Source organism: Solitalea lacus (assembly GCF_022014595.1).
GTDB lineage: Bacteria > Bacteroidota > Bacteroidia > Sphingobacteriales > Sphingobacteriaceae > Solitalea > Solitalea lacus.
Genome location: NZ_CP091740.1, coordinates 1,242,291 through 1,261,259 on the forward strand (window position 1 = coordinate 1,242,291; position 18,969 = coordinate 1,261,259).

At 37.8% G+C, this 18,969-nt stretch carries 12 protein-coding genes; all 12 read left to right on the forward strand.

Annotated features, from left to right (window positions below; translation table 11 throughout):
- Positions 1-17: 17 nt before the first annotated feature.
- The 12 genes from L2B55_RS05255 (at position 18) to L2B55_RS05310 (ending at position 18,949) form a co-directional block, all read left to right on the forward strand.
- Entirely contained in the window at positions 18-917 is a 900-nt protein-coding gene (locus L2B55_RS05255; RefSeq protein WP_237849252.1) for a PorP/SprF family type IX secretion system membrane protein, read from the forward strand.
- A 70-nt stretch (positions 918-987) separates the two neighbouring features.
- A complete protein-coding gene (locus L2B55_RS05260; RefSeq protein WP_237849254.1) occupies positions 988-2,109 on the forward strand; it encodes a TlpA disulfide reductase family protein in 1,122 nt (373 codons plus the stop codon).
- Complete coding sequence (locus tag L2B55_RS05265; protein WP_237849256.1) at positions 2,106-3,209, forward strand: TlpA disulfide reductase family protein; 1,104 nt, start codon at positions 2,106-2,108, stop codon at positions 3,207-3,209. The genes L2B55_RS05260 and L2B55_RS05265 overlap by 4 nt, the downstream gene beginning before the upstream one ends.
- 367 nt (positions 3,210-3,576) lie before the next feature.
- Complete coding sequence (locus L2B55_RS05270; RefSeq protein WP_237849258.1) at positions 3,577-4,248, forward strand: hypothetical protein; 672 nt, start codon at positions 3,577-3,579, stop codon at positions 4,246-4,248.
- 12 nt (positions 4,249-4,260) lie between these two features.
- Positions 4,261-6,450 carry a TonB-dependent receptor gene (locus L2B55_RS05275; RefSeq protein WP_237849260.1) on the forward strand — a complete coding sequence of 730 codons (2,190 nt, stop codon included), beginning with the start codon at positions 4,261-4,263 and terminating at the stop codon, positions 6,448-6,450.
- A gap of 789 nt (positions 6,451-7,239) precedes the next feature.
- A complete protein-coding gene (locus tag L2B55_RS05280; protein ID WP_237849262.1) occupies positions 7,240-10,371 on the forward strand; it encodes a SusC/RagA family TonB-linked outer membrane protein in 3,132 nt (1,043 codons plus the stop codon).
- A 33-nt stretch (positions 10,372-10,404) separates the two neighbouring features.
- Complete coding sequence (locus tag L2B55_RS05285) at positions 10,405-11,862, forward strand: RagB/SusD family nutrient uptake outer membrane protein (protein WP_237849264.1); 1,458 nt, start codon at positions 10,405-10,407, stop codon at positions 11,860-11,862.
- 43 nt (positions 11,863-11,905) lie between these two features.
- Positions 11,906-12,649: a DUF4843 domain-containing protein gene (locus L2B55_RS05290; protein ID WP_237849282.1), complete on the forward strand. Its 744-nt coding sequence runs from the start codon at positions 11,906-11,908 to the stop codon at positions 12,647-12,649.
- Between the two features lie 50 nt (positions 12,650-12,699).
- A complete protein-coding gene (locus tag L2B55_RS05295) occupies positions 12,700-14,253 on the forward strand; it encodes a PKD-like family lipoprotein (RefSeq protein ID WP_237849285.1) in 1,554 nt (517 codons plus the stop codon).
- Between the two features lie 100 nt (positions 14,254-14,353).
- The gene (locus L2B55_RS05300) at positions 14,354-15,499 is read left to right on the forward strand and encodes a transglutaminase domain-containing protein (RefSeq protein ID WP_237849288.1); all 1,146 of its coding nucleotides are present in this window, start codon (positions 14,354-14,356) and stop codon (positions 15,497-15,499) included.
- A gap of 60 nt (positions 15,500-15,559) precedes the next feature.
- Complete coding sequence (locus L2B55_RS05305) at positions 15,560-16,684, forward strand: TlpA disulfide reductase family protein (protein ID WP_237849291.1); 1,125 nt, start codon at positions 15,560-15,562, stop codon at positions 16,682-16,684.
- Between the two features lie 108 nt (positions 16,685-16,792).
- On the forward strand, positions 16,793-18,949 hold the full coding sequence (locus L2B55_RS05310) for a S46 family peptidase (RefSeq protein ID WP_237849294.1): 2,157 nt from the start codon (positions 16,793-16,795) through the stop codon (positions 18,947-18,949).
- The last annotated feature ends 20 nt before the right edge of the window (positions 18,950-18,969 follow it).

Genomic DNA, 18,969 nt, shown 5'->3' on the forward strand with positions numbered 1-18,969 from the left:
AAAAAAAGCCAGAATCAATGAAAAGTATTCATATAAAGTGTATTTATAGCCTAATGACAATTGTGCTGTCATTTGGCATAAGCTTGCCGACAATGGCGCAAATGAGGTCGATGCCGGCACAGTATTATTTTAATCAGTATCTGGGCAATGCTGCTCTTGCCGGTGCTGATTCCAGTTTGAGTATGACCATGTCATACAACAAACAAAACAATGGCCTACCCGGAGCGCCGGTCAACGCCTTTGCCAGTGTCGATGGCTTTTTTGGGAAACGAGTTGGTTTGGGTCTAAACGTTTTGAATCAGAAAGCCGGTTTGTTTAATCAAACCCGGGTTGCACTGTCTTATGCCTATCACTTGCCGGTGGCCGAGGATAAGCGTCTGAGTTTTGGACTTTCTGCTGCGGTTGGAACCGGGAGTCTTTATTTAGATGAATCAAACGGCGATAGGGATGATGGATCGCTGACCGATTATAATGCAAGGAGTGCTTATTTTGATATTGACTTCGGATTAGCCTATGCTGCTCAGGGATTGACCCTACAGGCCGCAGTTCCTTCTTTTCGAAATCACATTATAAAGGATAGTCATCAAACGGCCGAGCGCCCGTCTTTTTACAGCTCGGCTTCCTATAAATTTAATTTGGGCGAACAGATCAACAGCATCGAACCCAAGTTATGTTTCACTGAATTCAAAGATGATCCTAGCGTTTGGGACCTCGGGTTCGATTTAAGATTTGCAAAAATGGTCAATTTGCAGGCCCTTTACCACACTACAAGTAACTATTCCCTTGGTTTGGGGGTTGATGTTTTATCAAGAGTTAAGGTATTGGCTATGTATACTTCAGAAGCCGGTGACCTCCAGCAGTATAGTGATGGAGGCTTGTCGGTTAATATGAGAGTTAAGTTATATAGATCCAACTAAAAATAATTTTTGCCGGAAGGCTTGCAAAACCTGCAAGCCCTCCGGCGATTTCATTAAATCAATTTATCAAATGAAACTAAAACTATTAGTTTTTTCTGCCTTATTAATGGCTGGCGGAAATCTTTATGCCCAAAGCAAAAACTTTGTGCTAAACGGAAAAATTAAAGAGCTAAAGGATGGAGAGCAAGTGTTGCTGCTTTACCGTAAAACAAAGGGAATCGATACCATTAGTTCCGCTATAGTTAAGAACGGCAGTTTTACTTTAGAGGGATCGCTTGCAAATCCAACTTTTCTGAAATTGCGCACACTTATGAGAGAAGAGGTGCCTCTTTTTATAGAAAATGCTGCTATGAGCTTTACCGGTGATTCCTTGGTTTTGGCGAAGTTGAAAGGTTCAAAATCAAACGAGGAATACCAAGTAATCGATAACTCAATGCAGCAACTGCTAAATGAAATGCGCAAAATTGGACAATCAGCACAATTGGCTTATGAACAGAAGGATCAGGTTAAAATAGCTAAAATACAAGCAAGTATTGAGGCTTTGCAGAACCAAAGAGTTCAATTGGCGCGTTCTTATGCTATTGCAAATCCGAACTCCTTTGTTTCTCCTGTGATTATTTTAAATACGGATAAGTTTGAATTAGACCCTGCGATTTATCTGCCTATATATGAAAAGTTTTCACTTGCAGTGAAAACCAGTGTGGCCGCCAAAGAGATAAAAAGACGTTGTGATGCCATGTTAGAGATCAAAGTTGGAGATAAAGCCCCTGCTTTGGCCGCTAAAACTCCGGATGGAAAAGATCTTTCGCTGGCCGAGGTGTTAAAAAAAGGAGAGCTAACCCTTGTGGATTTTTGGGCATCCTGGTGTGGGCCTTGCCGCGATGAAGGTGCTAAAATCCTTAAACTGTATAAGCAGTATCATGAGAAGGGTTTTAATGTATTAGGTGTTTCATTAGATACCTCTGAAGACTTATGGAAAAAAGCCATTGCAACGGATCAAACAGACTGGTATCATATCGCTGAACTTAAACATTCAAAGATTGCTGATGCTTATGGCGTGATAAAAATTCCAGCCATCTTTTTGATTGATAAAAATGGAAAAATAATTGCCAAGGATCCAAAAATTAAAGAACTGGAGCAGATTCTTGTTGAAAAATTAAATGGTGAATTAAGTAAAAACCTGTATAAATGAAAAAGCGAATACTATCGATAATAGCCTTGTTAATTGGCGGAGGGGTATGTGCTCAAACCAACCCAGGCTTTGTGTTAACAGGTAAGATTAAGAATTTAAAAGAAGGAACAAGTGTTACTCTATTGTCTTATAAACTTTCAAAAGGAGAGAAAAATGACACCCTTGGCTCAACAATTGTTCATGATGGCAAATTTCAGCTGAAAGGATCAGTTTCAGGGCCTACATATTCTAACTTACTTATTAACGGGAATTTGCCTTATCAGCTATTTATTGAAAATACAAAAATGGAGATAGTTGGCGACTCTCTTAAATCTGCTAATGTTGCCGGCTCAACATCTGAAACGGAATATGTTGCCTTCAAAAAAACGATTGCGCCTATAAATGAAGAAATGCTTGCTATGTCAAAATCATGGCCAAAGAAACCAACAAAGGACGAGCGTGAGCAATTACTTAAAAGAACAGAGGAAATAGTGGCTAAACAAAAAGAACTGGCTCGCTTATTTGCAACACAGCATCCTAATTCATTTGTTTCGCCTGTTGTCCTTATAACAACTGCACAATATTATCTGGATCCGGTTGATGCTTACCTTCTGGTCTATAATAAACTCTCTGATGCGGTAAAAAGCAGTGATCCGGGTAAATTGGTTAAGTTTCGCCTCGATGATGCAACTAAGGTTCGGGTAGGAGATATAGTTCCTGCAATATCCTCAAAAACACCTGATGGTAAGGATCTTTCTTTAGCAGAAGTATTAAAAGAAGGTAAATTAACCTTAATTGACTTTTGGGCATCTTGGTGCGGCCCTTGTCGGGCATATGGAGCAGAGGTTAAGAAATTATACACTCAATACAATGCAAAGGGCTTTAATGTTTTAGGGGTTTCAGTTGATCAGTCCTTAGAGCAATGGAAAAAAGCGATCGCTGAAGATAAAACAGATTGGCACCATGTTACAGACGCAAATTCCAAGATTAAAAATGTGTATGGCGTGCATGCCGTCCCTGCCACCTTTTTAGTGGATGCTAAGGGGAAAGTAATTGCCAAGAGTCCTAAAATTGAAGAATTGGCACAGATTCTTGCCAAAGAGTTGAATGAGAAACTTTAAATACCTTCAACTTAATTAAAGAAAAAACGAAGGGACGCTGAAATGATTTTTAAAAAATGATTGTCAACTAAAGAAATTTGAGCTTAATCTATTGTTCTTATCGTTTGATAAAGTCAATTTCGGAACCCATGAGAGGGTTATGAAAAAGCAGGAGGCTTATGGCATCATAAAAAATCCAGCCATCTTTTTAATTGAGAAAAAATGGAAAAATAATCGCCAAGGATCCAGAAATTGAAGAATTGGCGCAGATTCTTGCCAAGGAGTTGAATGTGAAATAAGGTCTTTACGAACTTCTTGTTTTCAGTGTAGCCCTGTTGTAAACAAATTTATTGTTAGAAAGTGGTTGTTATTAAACGACCATTTTCCAATGATAACTATTGATCTACAATCGCCCCAAATTCAATCAAAAACTATTAGCGAAGCCGTTTTGCCTTTAATAGCCTCAAAAAAAATAACAGTGTTCATATTGTTATTCATTCTGTTTTTTCAGTTTGAAGGGGCTGGTCTATTATTTCTTATAAGGCATCAGCAAATCAAGAATGAAGTCAAAGAGCAAATTTCATCAGGATCAATAAAGGAAATATTAACGTTTAAGCTCTCCAAACAGCAAGCTCAAAATGATCTTCAATGGAAGGAAGAACAAGAGTTTTGCTATTTAGGAAAGAGTTACGATGTAATTAAGCAGGAGCACCGTGCTGATTCTACAGTGATATACTGTATTCTTGATGCAAGGGATACATCGGCTTATGCATTGCATGAGAAAATTCAAGAGCAAAATGCTATAGATAAGGAGAAAAACCAAAAGCAAAAAGTAGAACACGTTGTTGCAAGTATTTATTTGAAAAACGACTACTTCTATCAGTTTTATGAAACTATATCAACTCCATACTCCATGGTATTAGAGAGTGATATTTTAGATCGGGCTATTTGTCCACCATATCCTCCCCCTTGGCTTTATTATTCTTCTTTAAACATTAATCCTAATTGCCAATGCGTATGGCATTGTCTAATTTTTTACATTAATATAATAGCAGAGTAATATAATAGCATAATGAATAAATTTTTATTAGCATCTCTTGCACTTTTTGGAACAGTGGGCGTGCAAGCACAAAATTTAACAAAGGCGAAAACAACTGATTCGGTAAAAACAAAAGCAAATGAAACGAGTCGTAAATTAGATGAAGTTGTTATTACAGAAACATTAAACAAGCCTCATTCTACAATAGCTTTAGGGCTGGCCGATATTAAGCGTGGCCAGGGCGTTTTTATGGATGATGCAGTTAATGCCGGCATTCCAGGCGTGTTAATGATACGTCGTTCAGTATCCGGTGGACAACAATTTAATATCCGTGGCTACGGTAATGGTTTAGGTCCAAGAGGAGTGAACAACAACTTTGATAGTCAGGGACTAAAAATGTATTTGAATGGGATTCCGGTAACTGATGCGGAAGGTATTACCATAATGGATGATATCGATTTCGGATCTATTTCAAATGTTGAAGTACTGAAAGGTCCTGCAGGAAGTGCTTATGGTTTTGCAATTGCCGGAGTGGTGAATATGCAAACTCAAAAAGCCGAGCACAACAAAGTGTCAATTGGTCAGAATGTAATGGTGGGCGATTTTGGCCTTCGTCGTTACACTACCACTTTACAGGTAGGCGGTAACCATTCGTCGATATTGGTAAATTATGGCAAACTGTTATCAGATGGTTTTATGCCACATAACGAATCAACCAAAGATTTCGTTAACATAATTGGCGATTTCCAATTGAATGAAAAGCAAAAAATCTCTTCTTATTTGGGTTATGCCAACAGCTATGACCAACGTGCCGGAGAGTTAACCGTTGATCAATATAATAATAAAGACTACTCAGGTAACCCTGCCTATATTAAAAACAACGCACATTCAGAGATTATCGGGTATCGTTTTGGTTTAGGACATTCTTATGCTTTTAATAAATACCTGGCAAACACTACTTTCGTTTTTGGTTCGTCAAACAAAAATTCCGCTAGTTCAGCTGGCGGGTGGACAGACAAGTCGCCTGTAAGCGTGGGTATCCGTACCGCATTTGATATGAAATTTAATATGTTTGGTCGCAATTTGACTGGAACTGCAGGAATTGAAGCTCAACAGCAGACTTATGAAAGCATCGGCTACAACATGGTGGCTGATAATTTAAATCCCAATGGATACAATCTTATTGGTTCGATGAAGAGCAATATGGCAATAACTAATAAAACCTATAATGCTTTTACTGAATGGAATCTGAAGCTGCCGTTCATGTTTGATTTCTCAGCAGGATTGAGTTTGAGTACAATGGATGCTCGTTTGCAAGACAGATTCTATAATTCCTCTAATAATACCGCCTCACCTGAAACACACAAACCAACATCATACGGTGCAAAATATTCGAATTTGGTATCACCTCGTATTGCTTTAAACAGATCCTTGGGCCAAAACATGTCGGCTTATGTTTCTTACAGCGTAGGTTATAGAGCGCCTGTAAGTGGCAACCTGTTTATCCCTTATACGGGTAAAATTAATACTGAGTTAAAACCAGAGAGAGGTTCGCAGGTCGAAATCGGTGCAAAGGGCTCAATGTTAAAAGACCGTTTTGCTTTCCAGGTAGCATTATTTGAAGCTGTTTTCTCGGATAAGATGAGCTCAGTTTCAGTGGCTAATCCAGGCAATACCGCTACTTTGTATTCTTACCTTGTAAATAGCGGAAGCCAGGATAATAAAGGAGTTGAAGTAATGGTGAAATACCTTGCTTACCAATCGTCAAATGGTTTCTTCCAAACTATTCAACCGTTTGCTAACCTGACCTATAACGATTTTAAATACGATAACTATCAGTACCAGTCAAGTTCTACGAGAGTTGTATCTGATTATTCAGGTTTAGCAGTAGCCGGCGTTGCTCCTTTGACTTATAACTTAGGTATTGATGCAGTAACTAACCATGGCGTATATGCTAATGTGAATTACAATTACAGAGACGCAATGGCAATTACTTCGGATGGTGCTTATAAGACAAAATCTTTCGATTTGTTGAATGCAAAAGTTGGATACCAGCGTAATTTTTTACAGCATTTTGTAGCTGATATGTATGTTGGCGCGAATAATATCACCGGTTCACAAAACTACAACATGGTATTTATTAACCAGATGCCTGATGCATATATTCCGGGTCCGGATAAAATCAATTATTACGGCGGAGTTAATTTGAAATATACCTTCTAATACCTTTATCAATAAAGGGATTATTTAAACTTGCACTAGTTGAATGAGCAACGGTAAAGAACTTCAACTTAATTAATAAGTAAAATTGAAAGGGACGCAGAATTATATTTTGAGTCCCTTTCGCTATTTAAGGCTAAACGGTTAAAAATGTTTTTTAATTAGTAGACTTCTGATTTTTTTTCTATTTCCCCAAAAAATATTATTTGGGCATAAATGAGCAGTCTGAAATTGATGGCAACTTTAGAAATATGATGTGCAAATAAGGTTCTGTTTTTCTTAGTTTGATCTTGCTCCTCTGTGTGGTTATTACACCTTTAATTTTATTGTCCTATTCCGTGTTTTAATTCTCTGCCTTCTTTTTAAAATAATTTATAATGATTGATGTTTTGGATTTAATTAATTGATTGTTAGTTAATTGGGTGACAATTAAACGCAATTTTAGATTAACTTTTATTTAAAAAAAGGTTAAATAATCTATACGAATAGGCAAATAGTCCATTGTTTTTATTGTGAGTTAAAGTGATTTTGGGAATCCGTTTCAAAAACAAATTTGATTACGCAAATATTTGTTTTGGTGAGTAAAAATTTTGCCCCAAAGCCGATTTGTTGCCGTCAATAAAATAAAACCAAAATACGACAAAGAGAGAAAGGAGAATGGATGTAGAGAAATTGACTCAAGTTTAATAATCTAAGGCCGTGTGTCAACCCCATACAAGGTAAGTTCATAAATCATTGCCTTTAAATCAACAATAAGGATTTATTGTTTTAACTCAACCAATCCTAAATCTAATGAAAAAGAGTTACGTAAAAGTTAACAGCATATATCATAGTTTAAAGATATTTAGAAGCAAGGGGCTTATTGCTTTAGTAGTTGCAGCCTCTACACTTAATACAATGGCACAATCAGTGCCTAAGCAAGCCAGCCAAGAAAAAGCTTCCGTTTCTACTAAAAAAATTTTGGTGACCGGAACGATTACCGATGAGAATAACCTTCCATTGATAAGAGTTAGCGTTGCGGAATTAGGTACTAAAAATGGAGCTTTTACGAATGAAAAAGGTCATTTCCATTTGAATGTGGAAGAAAATGCCGTTTTGCTGGTTACCTATCTGGGAATGGAATCACAGAAAGTGCGAATTGGTGGTAAAACTACATTCAACATAGTAATGAAGGAAAGTAATACTGCTATTAAGGAAGTGGTTGTTACTGGTATTCCTTTTACTCGTAAAGTCGAGAGCTTTACAGGTGCCTATACAAAAATTACCGCTCAGGAATTACAAAGCGCCGGAACGCAAAATATTTTTCAAGCGTTGAAAAATTTGGAGCCTGCATTAAATCTGATTGATAATAATATCAATGGCTCTGACCCTAATAAATTGCCTGAAATGCAGATCAGAGGATCTTCTTCATTCCCTGATTTGAAAGGAGAATATGCTACCAAGCCTAACCAGCCGCTGTTCATTGTGGATGGTTTTGAGATGGCCTTAGAAAAAGTAGGGGACTTACCTTTGACCAGGATAGAGTCGGTTACTATTTTGAAAGATGCATCGGCTAAAGCATTATATGGAGCCAGAGCAGCAAATGGCGTTATTGTTATTGAAACATTAAAAGCGAAGACTGGGGCATTAAGAATTAGTTATTCCGGAACGGTTGGTATTGAAGCTCCTGATTTAAGCAGCTATAATTTGACCAATGCAGCTGAAAAATTGGATCTGGAAAGGCGCTTAGGCGCTTATAACCAAAAACAGCCGGTTGTAGGTTTAGAATACGAAAGTTTGTATTATGCCAATTTAAAAGAGGTGCAAAGTGGGGTAAACACTGATTGGTTGGCTCAGCCATTGCAAACCGGAATGACCAACAGGCATATGATTAACATTGAAGGTGGCGAGGAACACTGGACTACCGGCTTTTCATTATTTTCCAATGGCACCCAAGGTGCAATGAAAGGCAGTGGAAGAAATAATTTGGGAGGAGCCCTCAATGTATCTTATCGCAAAGACAAAATTTTATTCAGAAACCAATTATCGCTGAATAAAGCGAATTCGGAAAATTCTCCATATGGTACTTTCAGTGATTATGCTCAATTGAACCCCTACTGGAGACCTTACAATGATGATGGTAGTGTTCGTAAAGTATTAGGTGTTAACCCAACTTCCTATCAATCCGTTGTTTATAATCCAATGTATAATGCTACCCTGAATTACCGTTCGACTTCAGAGTATACAGATATTACAAACAATATGCACCTTGAGTATGCTGTCAACAATAATATCAAGGTTGTAGGTCGTGTTGGTTTTTCTAATACAGTTAATGGTTCCGATGTGTTCATTCCGGGAAGTAGTCTCAAATTTATGAGCTATGTCGGTGATAACTTATATAACAGAGGGTCATACGATAAAACAAATGGCAAGACATCAATGGTAAGCGGTGACTTGAATGCAAGTTATAACAACAGATGGGGAAAGCACTTGCTTTATGCCAACGTTGCTACCAATATCCGTGAGGATAAAAGTGAAAACTATGCATACTCTGCTACAGGTTTTCCGAACGACAAAATGGATAACATCATCTTCGCCAAACAGTACGCCTCATACGCACTTAAGCCGACAGGAGGTGAGTCTCTTACACGAGAACTGGGTGCAATGGCTTTGATAAACTATTCGTTTGATGAAAGGTATGTTGCAGATCTTTCTCTTCGCTCCGGAACTTCTTCTCAATACGGCACTGATAACCGTTGGGGATTATTCTGGTCGGCAGGTGCCGGCTGGAACCTTCATAAAGAGAAATTTTTAAATGATAATAAGTACCTCAATTTATTGAAACTGAGAGGTTCAATAGGTAATACAGGTTCACAAAACTTCAATGCTTACCAGGCAATGTCATTGTATAACTACTTTGTAGACAATTCTTATCAAGGAATGCTTGGCACTTATTTGAACAACCTTAATAACCCTGGATTAAAATGGCAACAGCGCACGGACTATAACATTGGCATTGATGCTGAGATGATGAAGCGCTTGAGTCTCCGATTGGATATTTATAAAGGTGTGACAAATAACCTTCTGACAGATATTACTACACCTCCATCACTCGGTTTTCAAACTTATAAAGCAAATTTAGGACAGATCGTAAATAATGGATATGAGTTCAGAGTGAATTACAAAATGTTTGCAAATCCTGCAAAAAGACAATCGTTGAATGTTTTTGTAAGTGGAGCTGCCAACACTAACAAAATTACAAAGATATCCAATTCATTACAGGCCACCACAAACACGTTGGATAATCAATCTAGGACCAGTAACAAGCCTTTGACCAGATTCCAGGAAGGGCAGTCGCTTAACGCTATTTGGGCAGTGCGTTCAAACGGTATCGATCCGGCTACCGGAAAAGAAATTTTTGTAAAGCAAGATGGTTCGTTAACTGATACCTGGGATGTTAATGATAAGGTTGTTGTGGGTAATAACCTGCCTAAAATGATTGGAACTACAGGTGCAAACTTTGCTTATAAAGGTTTCAATGTTGCAGTTACAGGTCGCTACAGAGTGGGCGGTCAAACCTATAACCAAACGCTGGTAGACAAAGTAGAAAATGCATCATTAAGCAATAACGTTGATGCACGAGCTTATTATAACAGCTGGAAACAAGCTGGTGATAATGTGCTGTTCAGAAGTATAGGCACAACCAATACGACAACCCTTGCTACTTCACGCTTTGTACAAGATTTGAGTGAGTTCTCTATATCATCGGTTAATCTTGGCTATGATTTTTATAGTTATTCGTTCATTAAAAAGATGAAGTTATCAGGATTGAGGGTAGCACTTAATCTGAACGATGTGTACCAATTCAGCACCGTAAAAGTAGAAAGAGGAACTGCTTATCCGTTTGCGCGTAACTGTTCATTAACTCTCAATGCTAGCTTTTAATGGAACTTTTTTATCAACCAAAAAGAATTTGAAATGAGAAATAGAATATTTGCAAGCTTACTGACTATTGGCACACTGCTTAGCACCACTTCTTGTGAAAAATGGATGGATGTTCAACCCGCTACACAAATTAAATCGGAAGTGTTATTGCAAGATGAGCAGGGGTATAAAGATGCATTGATCGGGTCTTACACTCTAATGAAGACACAACAGCTTTACGGCCGTGAACTCACTTTTGGTTTCATGGACGCAGCCATTCTACAATACGATCTTAACAGTAATACTACTTATAAGGATTTAAGTCAAAAGCCACTAACCTATACTTCTTCGGGTATTCGTTCAATAGTAGATAATGCATGGAAAGGGATGTATAATGTGATCGCTAACGTGAATAACATCTTAGATCATATTGATGCGGACAAAGCCAAATTCACAGGGAATAATTATCAAATCATTAAAGGTGAGGCTTTGGCCATGAGGGCTTTCATTCATTTTGATCTGTTGCGTTTATTTGGATCAACTGATATGACTAAACCAGCTATTCCTTATGTTACTACGCTTAGTACTAATGTTACGCCACGTGCAACAGGAAATCAGGTGATGGAATCTGTTTTGAAAGACTTGAAAGATGCTTCTGACAATTTAAGTGTAGATCCAATCAAAAACGGTTTGAAGCGTTCAGCTGATATGTTCCTTGATAATCGTCACCAACGCTTAAATTATTATGCAGTTAAGGCGATAGCAGCCAGGGCTTACTTGTGGAAGAACGATAAAGTTAATGCTCTTGCAAACGCAATGGAGGTAATCAATATTGGCAACCAGACATTTCCTTGGATTCTAACATCAAACATAACCGCAATTAACGAAAGGGACAGGGATTACACGTTTTCAACTGAAAACCTTTTTGCACTGAATGTATTTGATTTGAAATCAACAGGAAATACCTGGTTCTACGCTGCATTTGCTTCAAATCAACTTCAAAAGTCGGGTGCAGCCGCCGGTACCTCTGGTTATACTCAAATGTTTGAAACCGCAAGTATAGGAGCCAATGATATTCGTTTGTTGTACGTTACAAAGAAAGTAGGAACTACAACATATATCGTTAATAAATTTTATCAACCCGACAACTTTAACACAGCATTTGCAGCAATGATGCCGCTTATTCGTCGCTCGGAGATGAACTACATCGCAGCTGAATGTAATGTGGGTGTTGATAATCAGGTGGCTATTAATTACCTGAATGAAGTAAGAGCTAATAGAGGCATTACAGCTGCACTTAGTTCTACATTAACCAGTGACCAGATTCAAACTGAAATTTTGAAAGAATACAGAAAGGAGTTTCAGGGAGAAGGTCAGCTATTTGCTTATTGTAAAAGAACTAAACAGACCGTTATTCCAGGGACTCCGTCAGGAGGATATCTTGGTACTCCAATAACAGAAGCTCAAATGATACTTCCTCTGCCTGACAGCGAAGTAGAATATGGCAGATAGCGAGGATTAATTCATATTGTAAAACCTAAAAAAAATTATATAAATGAAAGCAATAGTTAAAGCATGTTCTTTAGTTCTTTCATTGGGCTTTCTTTTAAGTGCCTGTTCTGAAAAGGATATTCCAGGCTATGAGAATGATCCCAGAATGTTTTTTCAAATCCCGGGAAGTGGGAACATTGCCGTGCGCGATTCTCTTATGTATTCTTTCCCGGCGCATCCAAAAGTAATTGAGGCAGATACCCTTTGGTTTAATGCCTGTATCATGGGTAATGCGACCCCTTATGATCGTGAAATTGGAATTAAGATCAATACTGAAAAAACAACTGCAGTTGAAGGAGTGAATTTTAAAATCGCAAGCAAAGTATTGCCTGCTAACGCTTTTAAAGTACGCATCCCAATTGTGATCTATAAAACAGGATTAAAAGATAAATCTGTGCGTCTTCAATTAGAAGTGCAGGATAGTAAGGATTTCAAAATAGGCTATAATCGTTATAACAAAGCCATTTTTATCTGGGGTGATAAGTACTTAAAACCAGATATCTGGGACATTTCAAATTATAAAAATGCATTTGGTACATTTTCAGAAACCAAGTACGCTTTTATTTTGAATGCATGCGGCATAACAGACCTTCCTGATCAGGCGGATATAGTAATGTTGGGTTATTACAATGCCGCGGTGAGAAAGGCAATAAGCGAATATAATGCCTCACATGCTATTCCATTAAAAGATGAATTTGGAATGGATATAATAATTGGTCCTTGGTCTGGCGTTGGTGGTGTAGGTTAACAGTTATTGTAAAGTAGGCCAAAAGTTATTTTTTATTAAACTGAAATTAGATGAAAAGAAAATATTGTTTCGCAGCTTTAATGTCCCTTTCGTTATTCTGGGTAGGATGCGCCAAAGATGAGGGTAATTATATTTATAAGGATGTAAGCACAAATTTTGTTGATGCAACAGGTATGCCTGACGTGTATATTGCTAAACAAAATGATGTGGTAAACATCAGTCTTTCTAAGGTAGAGGGAAGTTCGAACGATTTAACGTACGAATGGAAATTGGTGACGCAGAGTTATACTGCGGATCCTTTTACGGGGATCTTTGTTAACAAACAACTGGCTACCACAAAGGATCTTTCTTTTAAGGTAGAAGATGCTCCCGGAGATTACTATTTGATGTTGTATGTAAAGGATAATGCAAACGGAGGAGTGGCTCAGATCATTAAAAAACCGTTTACCATCAGGTCCTATGCTTCGCCAGGCTTAATGGTTTTACATGGAGATAACAGTCAAAGTGATATAAGTATCCTGGTTAATAGTAAATTATATACCCAGTATTCAGGTGCTGACTATGTTCAAGCAAACGTTTTTTCCGAAATCAATGGTAAGAAAATAGCGGGTGTGGGTGCAGGAATAACACATATGACCCAAAACTGGGTAGATGTATTCACTAACAATAGTAATGGTGGATTTCGTTTAAATCAGAACGACTTGCGCATCATGAATACTTATAGCGATATGTTCGTTGTGCCTATGGCATCTGGTGACGTACAATTTCAGGCCTATGACCGCTGGAGTTATAACGAGTTGTTGGTTAATAAGGGTGATCTTTATTTTATTTCTCAGCCGACACCTAACATTTTCAACAAATTTGGCGTGAAATGCTTCGGCCAGGATTATGTAGCGGCTCCTTTTATCGGTGCTGTGGGTGGGTCTGGAGCAGGTTATAATTTCAGTTATTTCGGAGCGTTTTATGATGCAAAGAACAGGCGCTTCCTTTACGTTGATAATAACAAAGACGTTAAAACATTTCTTGCTCCAGGTGCAGCAGCGAAATTTGACATGAGAAATGTTGGCAAGGATATGGTATATGCTGAAATGGGCTATGGTAGTAACGGCCCGAGATGGTATTGCGTAATGCAGAGTCCGAATAATCCGGCCACTAGACAATTATACGTATGTCAATTTAACGTAATGGACGATGGGAATAGAGGAGTTGATCTAATCGATATCAGTGCTGCTAATGGTTTGAGCAATTCGAAATACTTTGCCTTTGGAAGCAAGGGGAACGTAATGTACCATGCTACTGATACCAAAATATACCTAAACAACTATGCTGGTTCAAAGTCATCAACAGAGCTTTACGATGTTTCAACTTCTTATGCTGGAAGTGTAATTACCGGAATGAAGTTGTTTAAACCACCGGTATCAATTCCTGTTCATCCTAACGACGGCAAAATCTTGTATGTAACGCTTTACAATCCTACAACAAATGCAGGTACCGTTTTACAAATCGACGTGAATGAAGCAAATGGTGCTTTTGTTGGATCTGGAGCTGTAAAAGCATATACAGGTTTCGGCAAAATTTCAGCGATTAGCTACAAGGCAAAATAATAACCCCTAATAACAATAAAAAGGAATTCATCGGCATATCAGTCTGATGAATTCCTTTTTAAATACTATCAATTATACCAAGGAAGTTAAGGAAATGAGTATGAATAGACTAAAGTGGGCGATTGTTTTGGGAGGTTCACTTTTACAGTTGCAAGGTTTTGCTGGTATATATCCTGCTGTGGTGAATGGTAACATCAGTTGCTTGGAGAAAGAATCAAAAATAGTTGAGCAATATAATTACCCTAAGCCTAAAACCTTACAGGAAATGTCAGACCTGTTATCGAATGGTATAAAATCACTTACAAAAACTATTTATTTTGATGTGTCTGCTATGAATATGACAGACAATCAACTAAAAATCACTGTTCTAAATGCATATTATGATGCATTGAATAAGGATAATTCTTTAAAATATGCTTATAAGGTTGTGCCAACTCGTAAAAAAGGTACAAAGATCTTCGTGTGTGAGATTAAATATATGCCTTATAAGCTGGGTATCAACCCGAAAACAGTGCCGGCAGGTGCTAAAAAAATCAATAGCTATAACGATATCATAACTGCAACATTAAACTCTCCATTGGGGAAGAATATTCCAATTGCTATAACCAACAAAGATCTTGATTTTACTACCCTGCAGCTTGTATTAGGATCTAATAGTGGATATGGTTATTTGGTTTATATGTTTAATGCTGACGGAACATCCATTACCTGTGCTCCTGCCCCAAAAGGTTTACCGGGTGCGCCAACAAGCATAAGCGACTGCATATCAAAGATCAATACTGTTAAAGATTCAGTTACTGCAATTTTGACTCGTATTATAACTCCCGATATGACCAATGATCAAAAATTGACTACGATTTACAATTATGTAACACGAACTTCATACGATTTTAATTTTAATACTCCCAAGTTGCCTTTTGATTCACAAACGGCTTATGGTGTTTTTGTAAATAGAAAGGCTGTCTGCGGTGGATATTCATGGGCTTTTAATTTGTTGGCAAATGCGGCAGGAATTCAATGCTATAATGTGGGAGGTAAGGGAGATAATGTTACCCATGCCTGGAGTTTGGCCAACTATAACGGCGGGTATTATTACTTTGATAGTACTTGGGACCGTGGCTTAAACCAGCACCCCTACAAATATTTCGGTCAAACCGAATCTTATTTCCAATCAAAAAGACATGTTTGGAACAACACAATGATCAATGCTTTGGTGGCTGAGAAGCAACAAGGTGTTAATCAGTAGAATATAAGAATTCTTATTACGGTTTATACTCATCACTTTTAACCTTTAACAATAAATAGTATGAAAACGAATAAACTAAAGTGTTACTTCACAACACTTGGTATTTCCCTTTTGAGTTTGCAAGGTTTTGCACAAAGCAAAGATTGCATAGTTAGTGGAAAGATCAATGGAATAGATAAAGCATCAAAAATAACTGTTGGTCGTGACCATGGCGATCATGGGGGGCGAGAAATCTTAAAGCAATCTACAATAGATGCTAACGGAAATTTCTCCATTACGCTTCCTTCTCAATTAGCTAATGAAGTATATGATTTGCAAATTGAAGGGATTCGAATGGGTGTTAATTTCGTGGCTGAAAAAGGTCACATTGAAATTACTGGCAATAAAAACAAACTTTACGCTTGTGAAGTGAAGGGAACTCCTCAAAACGAACATTGGAATAACTTCCAGAAGTTTTCCCTGGCACAAACCATGAAGGGAAATCAGGTGATGATGAATAGCCAGCAATATTCTAAGGAAGAAAGAGCTGCTTTTTTCAAGAAAGCAGAATCCGAAAAAAAGGCCTATACAGATTCGTTGATCAAGAATTATCCGAATTCAATTGTTTCATTGTACCTGGCTAAGGTTCCTTTAATGATGATGAAATATGATCAGATTGATGCTGTTCTAAAAAACTTTACCCCCTACTTTTCTAAGCACCCATATTATCTTGCAATGAAGCACCGTGCTGATATAATCCGTAAGACGGCTCCAGGTGCAATCGCCCCTGATTTTACTGTATTACAACCGGATGGTAAGTCAAAAATTAAGCTTTCATCTTTCCGCGGAAAGTATGTAATGCTTGACTTTTGGGCGTCTTGGTGTGTGCCTTGTCGTGCGGAAAACGTGCATACGAAAGAAATTTATGAAAAATACCATTCTATGGGTTTAGAGGTGATTTCATTTTCATTAGATCATGAATTGGACAAATGGAAGAGTGCATTGGAGAAAGATGGTTTGGTATGGCACAATGCATCTGACTTGGTGGGTGGTATAAAGTCACCAGTTGCAAAAGAATATGGTATTGATGGCATTCCTGCCATTTGGATTATTGATCCAAATGGAAAAATTATCGCTGAAGGAGTAAGAGGCGAAGCGTTAAATAAAGTGTTGGAATCAATCTTTGCTCAAAAAACTAAAGGATAATCATTCGATTTTGCCTTAGACAAAAAACAACATTTTGTCGAGTTGAGTCCCGAGGTGCTCCAAGGGACTCAACTTTTTTCCTTTTTTAAACCATTCAATAGTATAAAAATGTATAAGAGAACCATTTCCAAATGGTCATTGCTGATAGCTTTTTTATTGTCGTTCACTGCTCAGGTACGTGCAGATGAAGGGATGTGGCTATTGGCCTTGTTAAAAAAGAATAATGCTGAGGAGATGAAAGCAATGGGACTAAACATTCCCCTTGAAAAAATTACCGGTGAAGACGGTTCATTGAGTGAATCGGTAATTGGATTTGGTTCGGGATGTACCGGCTCTATCATTTCAGGTTCAGGCTTAATTCTTACAAATTACCACTGTTCTTACGGTGCTATTCAGCAGTATGTTTCTCCAACAAACGATATTTTCCAAAATGGTTTTTGGGCCAATACTGCTGAGCAGGAACTTCCTATTCATGATTTAACAGTTACCATCAATAAAAAGATTTTAAATATTTCTGAAGAGGTAAAGGCTCAGTTGCAAAATGGAACTCCCGGCTCTAATAACATTCAAAGCGCAATAGATGCTATTTCGAAAAAATATCAGCAAAAGTATCCTAAATATAAGGTCCTAATCAAGCCATATAAGAACAACAGTCTATTTGTTCTTTTTCTTCAACTGCAATACAAAGACGTACGTTTTGTAGGTGTAGCACCTAAAAATGTAGCCAAGTTCGGAGGTGAAACTGATAACTGGATGTGGCCTCGCCACAGCGCTGATTTTGCTTTCTTTAGGGTATATGCAGATAAAAATGGAGCGCCTACGGCTTATTCAAAAAGCAATGTACCATTGGCGGTTAAAAACTATCTGCATATAGCAAAGAAGGGATATAAGAAAGGTGACTTTGCTATGTCAATGGGTTATCCTGCTATGTCCGACCGAAACGCTTCTTCATCAGAAATTTGGGATAAAACCCATGTGGTTAATTCGGCAATGATAGCGGCCCGTAAACTTCGTCAATCCATCCTGGAAGCTGAAATGAACAAAAGTCCGCTTGTTAAACAATTATATGCTGAAAAATATGCCACCTCGGCCAACTATTATAAGAATGCCGTAGGCATGAACTTTTGGGTAGATAAGTTAAATATCATTTCCCGAAAAGAAAATTATGAAAAGGAGTGGATGAAATGGGCCTTTCAAGATGAAAGCAAGAAAAACGCTTATGTCACTTTATTGCAGGATCTGAAAAAAGGAACAGAAGCAAATGCGCAGTATAAAAAGGCGCTTAATTATTATGTCGAAGGCTTCGGCTCATGCGAAATGATTCAATTTCTTTCAGCTTTTGCGAAATCATATACAAGCTATGTAGAGAATTTGAAAACCAAACCAACTCTTCAAAACGACCTTTCGAACACAGCCAGAGGATATTATAAAAATTTCAATGCAGATGTCGACAAGAAGGTGACCAAGGCGATGCTTAAACTAATGGCAGATAGTATCCCTGAGCAATTATTGCCCGATATTTTTGCTATAAGAAACCTTCATTCTCAAGCAGCGATTGATCAATATGTTGACGACCTGTTCCAAAATTCAGTTTTTGCGGATGCTGACAGACTTCAAAATTGGTTAAAGAACCCATCCGTGCCGATTGAAAATGACCCTGCGATTTTATTAAACGAATCGATTGAGAATAAGCGTAGAGAAATTTTCAAAATAAACTCTACTAATTCAAACAAGCTAAACAGATACGCTTCTATCTACTCAAATAGCCTTGATGATTTTAGAGGAGGTCGCTATTATCCGGATGCCGATAGAACTATTCGTCTTTCGTACGGAACTGTTACAGACCTTCAGGTGGACGGTAAGACAATCCCTTATCAAACCATGTTCAGTGGGTTGATTGCCAAAGCTGCCGATACAACAATTAAAGATTATTATTTGAATAAAAAATTGAAGTCCATTTGGCAAAACAAAGACTTTGACCCTTACGCGATAAATGATGATATGCCTGTTTGTTTTGTAACCAATGGTGATGTAACGGGCGGAAATTCGGGCAGTCCGATGATGAATGCCAATGGGGAAATTATCGGCCTGGTATTCGACTGTAACTGGGAATCGATGACAAGGGAGTTCAATTTCGAAAAAGAACTTCACAAAGTAATCTGCGTAGACATTCGTTATTTACTGTTTATTACAGAGAAGTTTTCTGGTTCAAATAGAATCATAGCTGAAATTGAGAAGACTAATCAGTATAGCAACTTAAATTAATCAATAAAGATAGGGCTGTC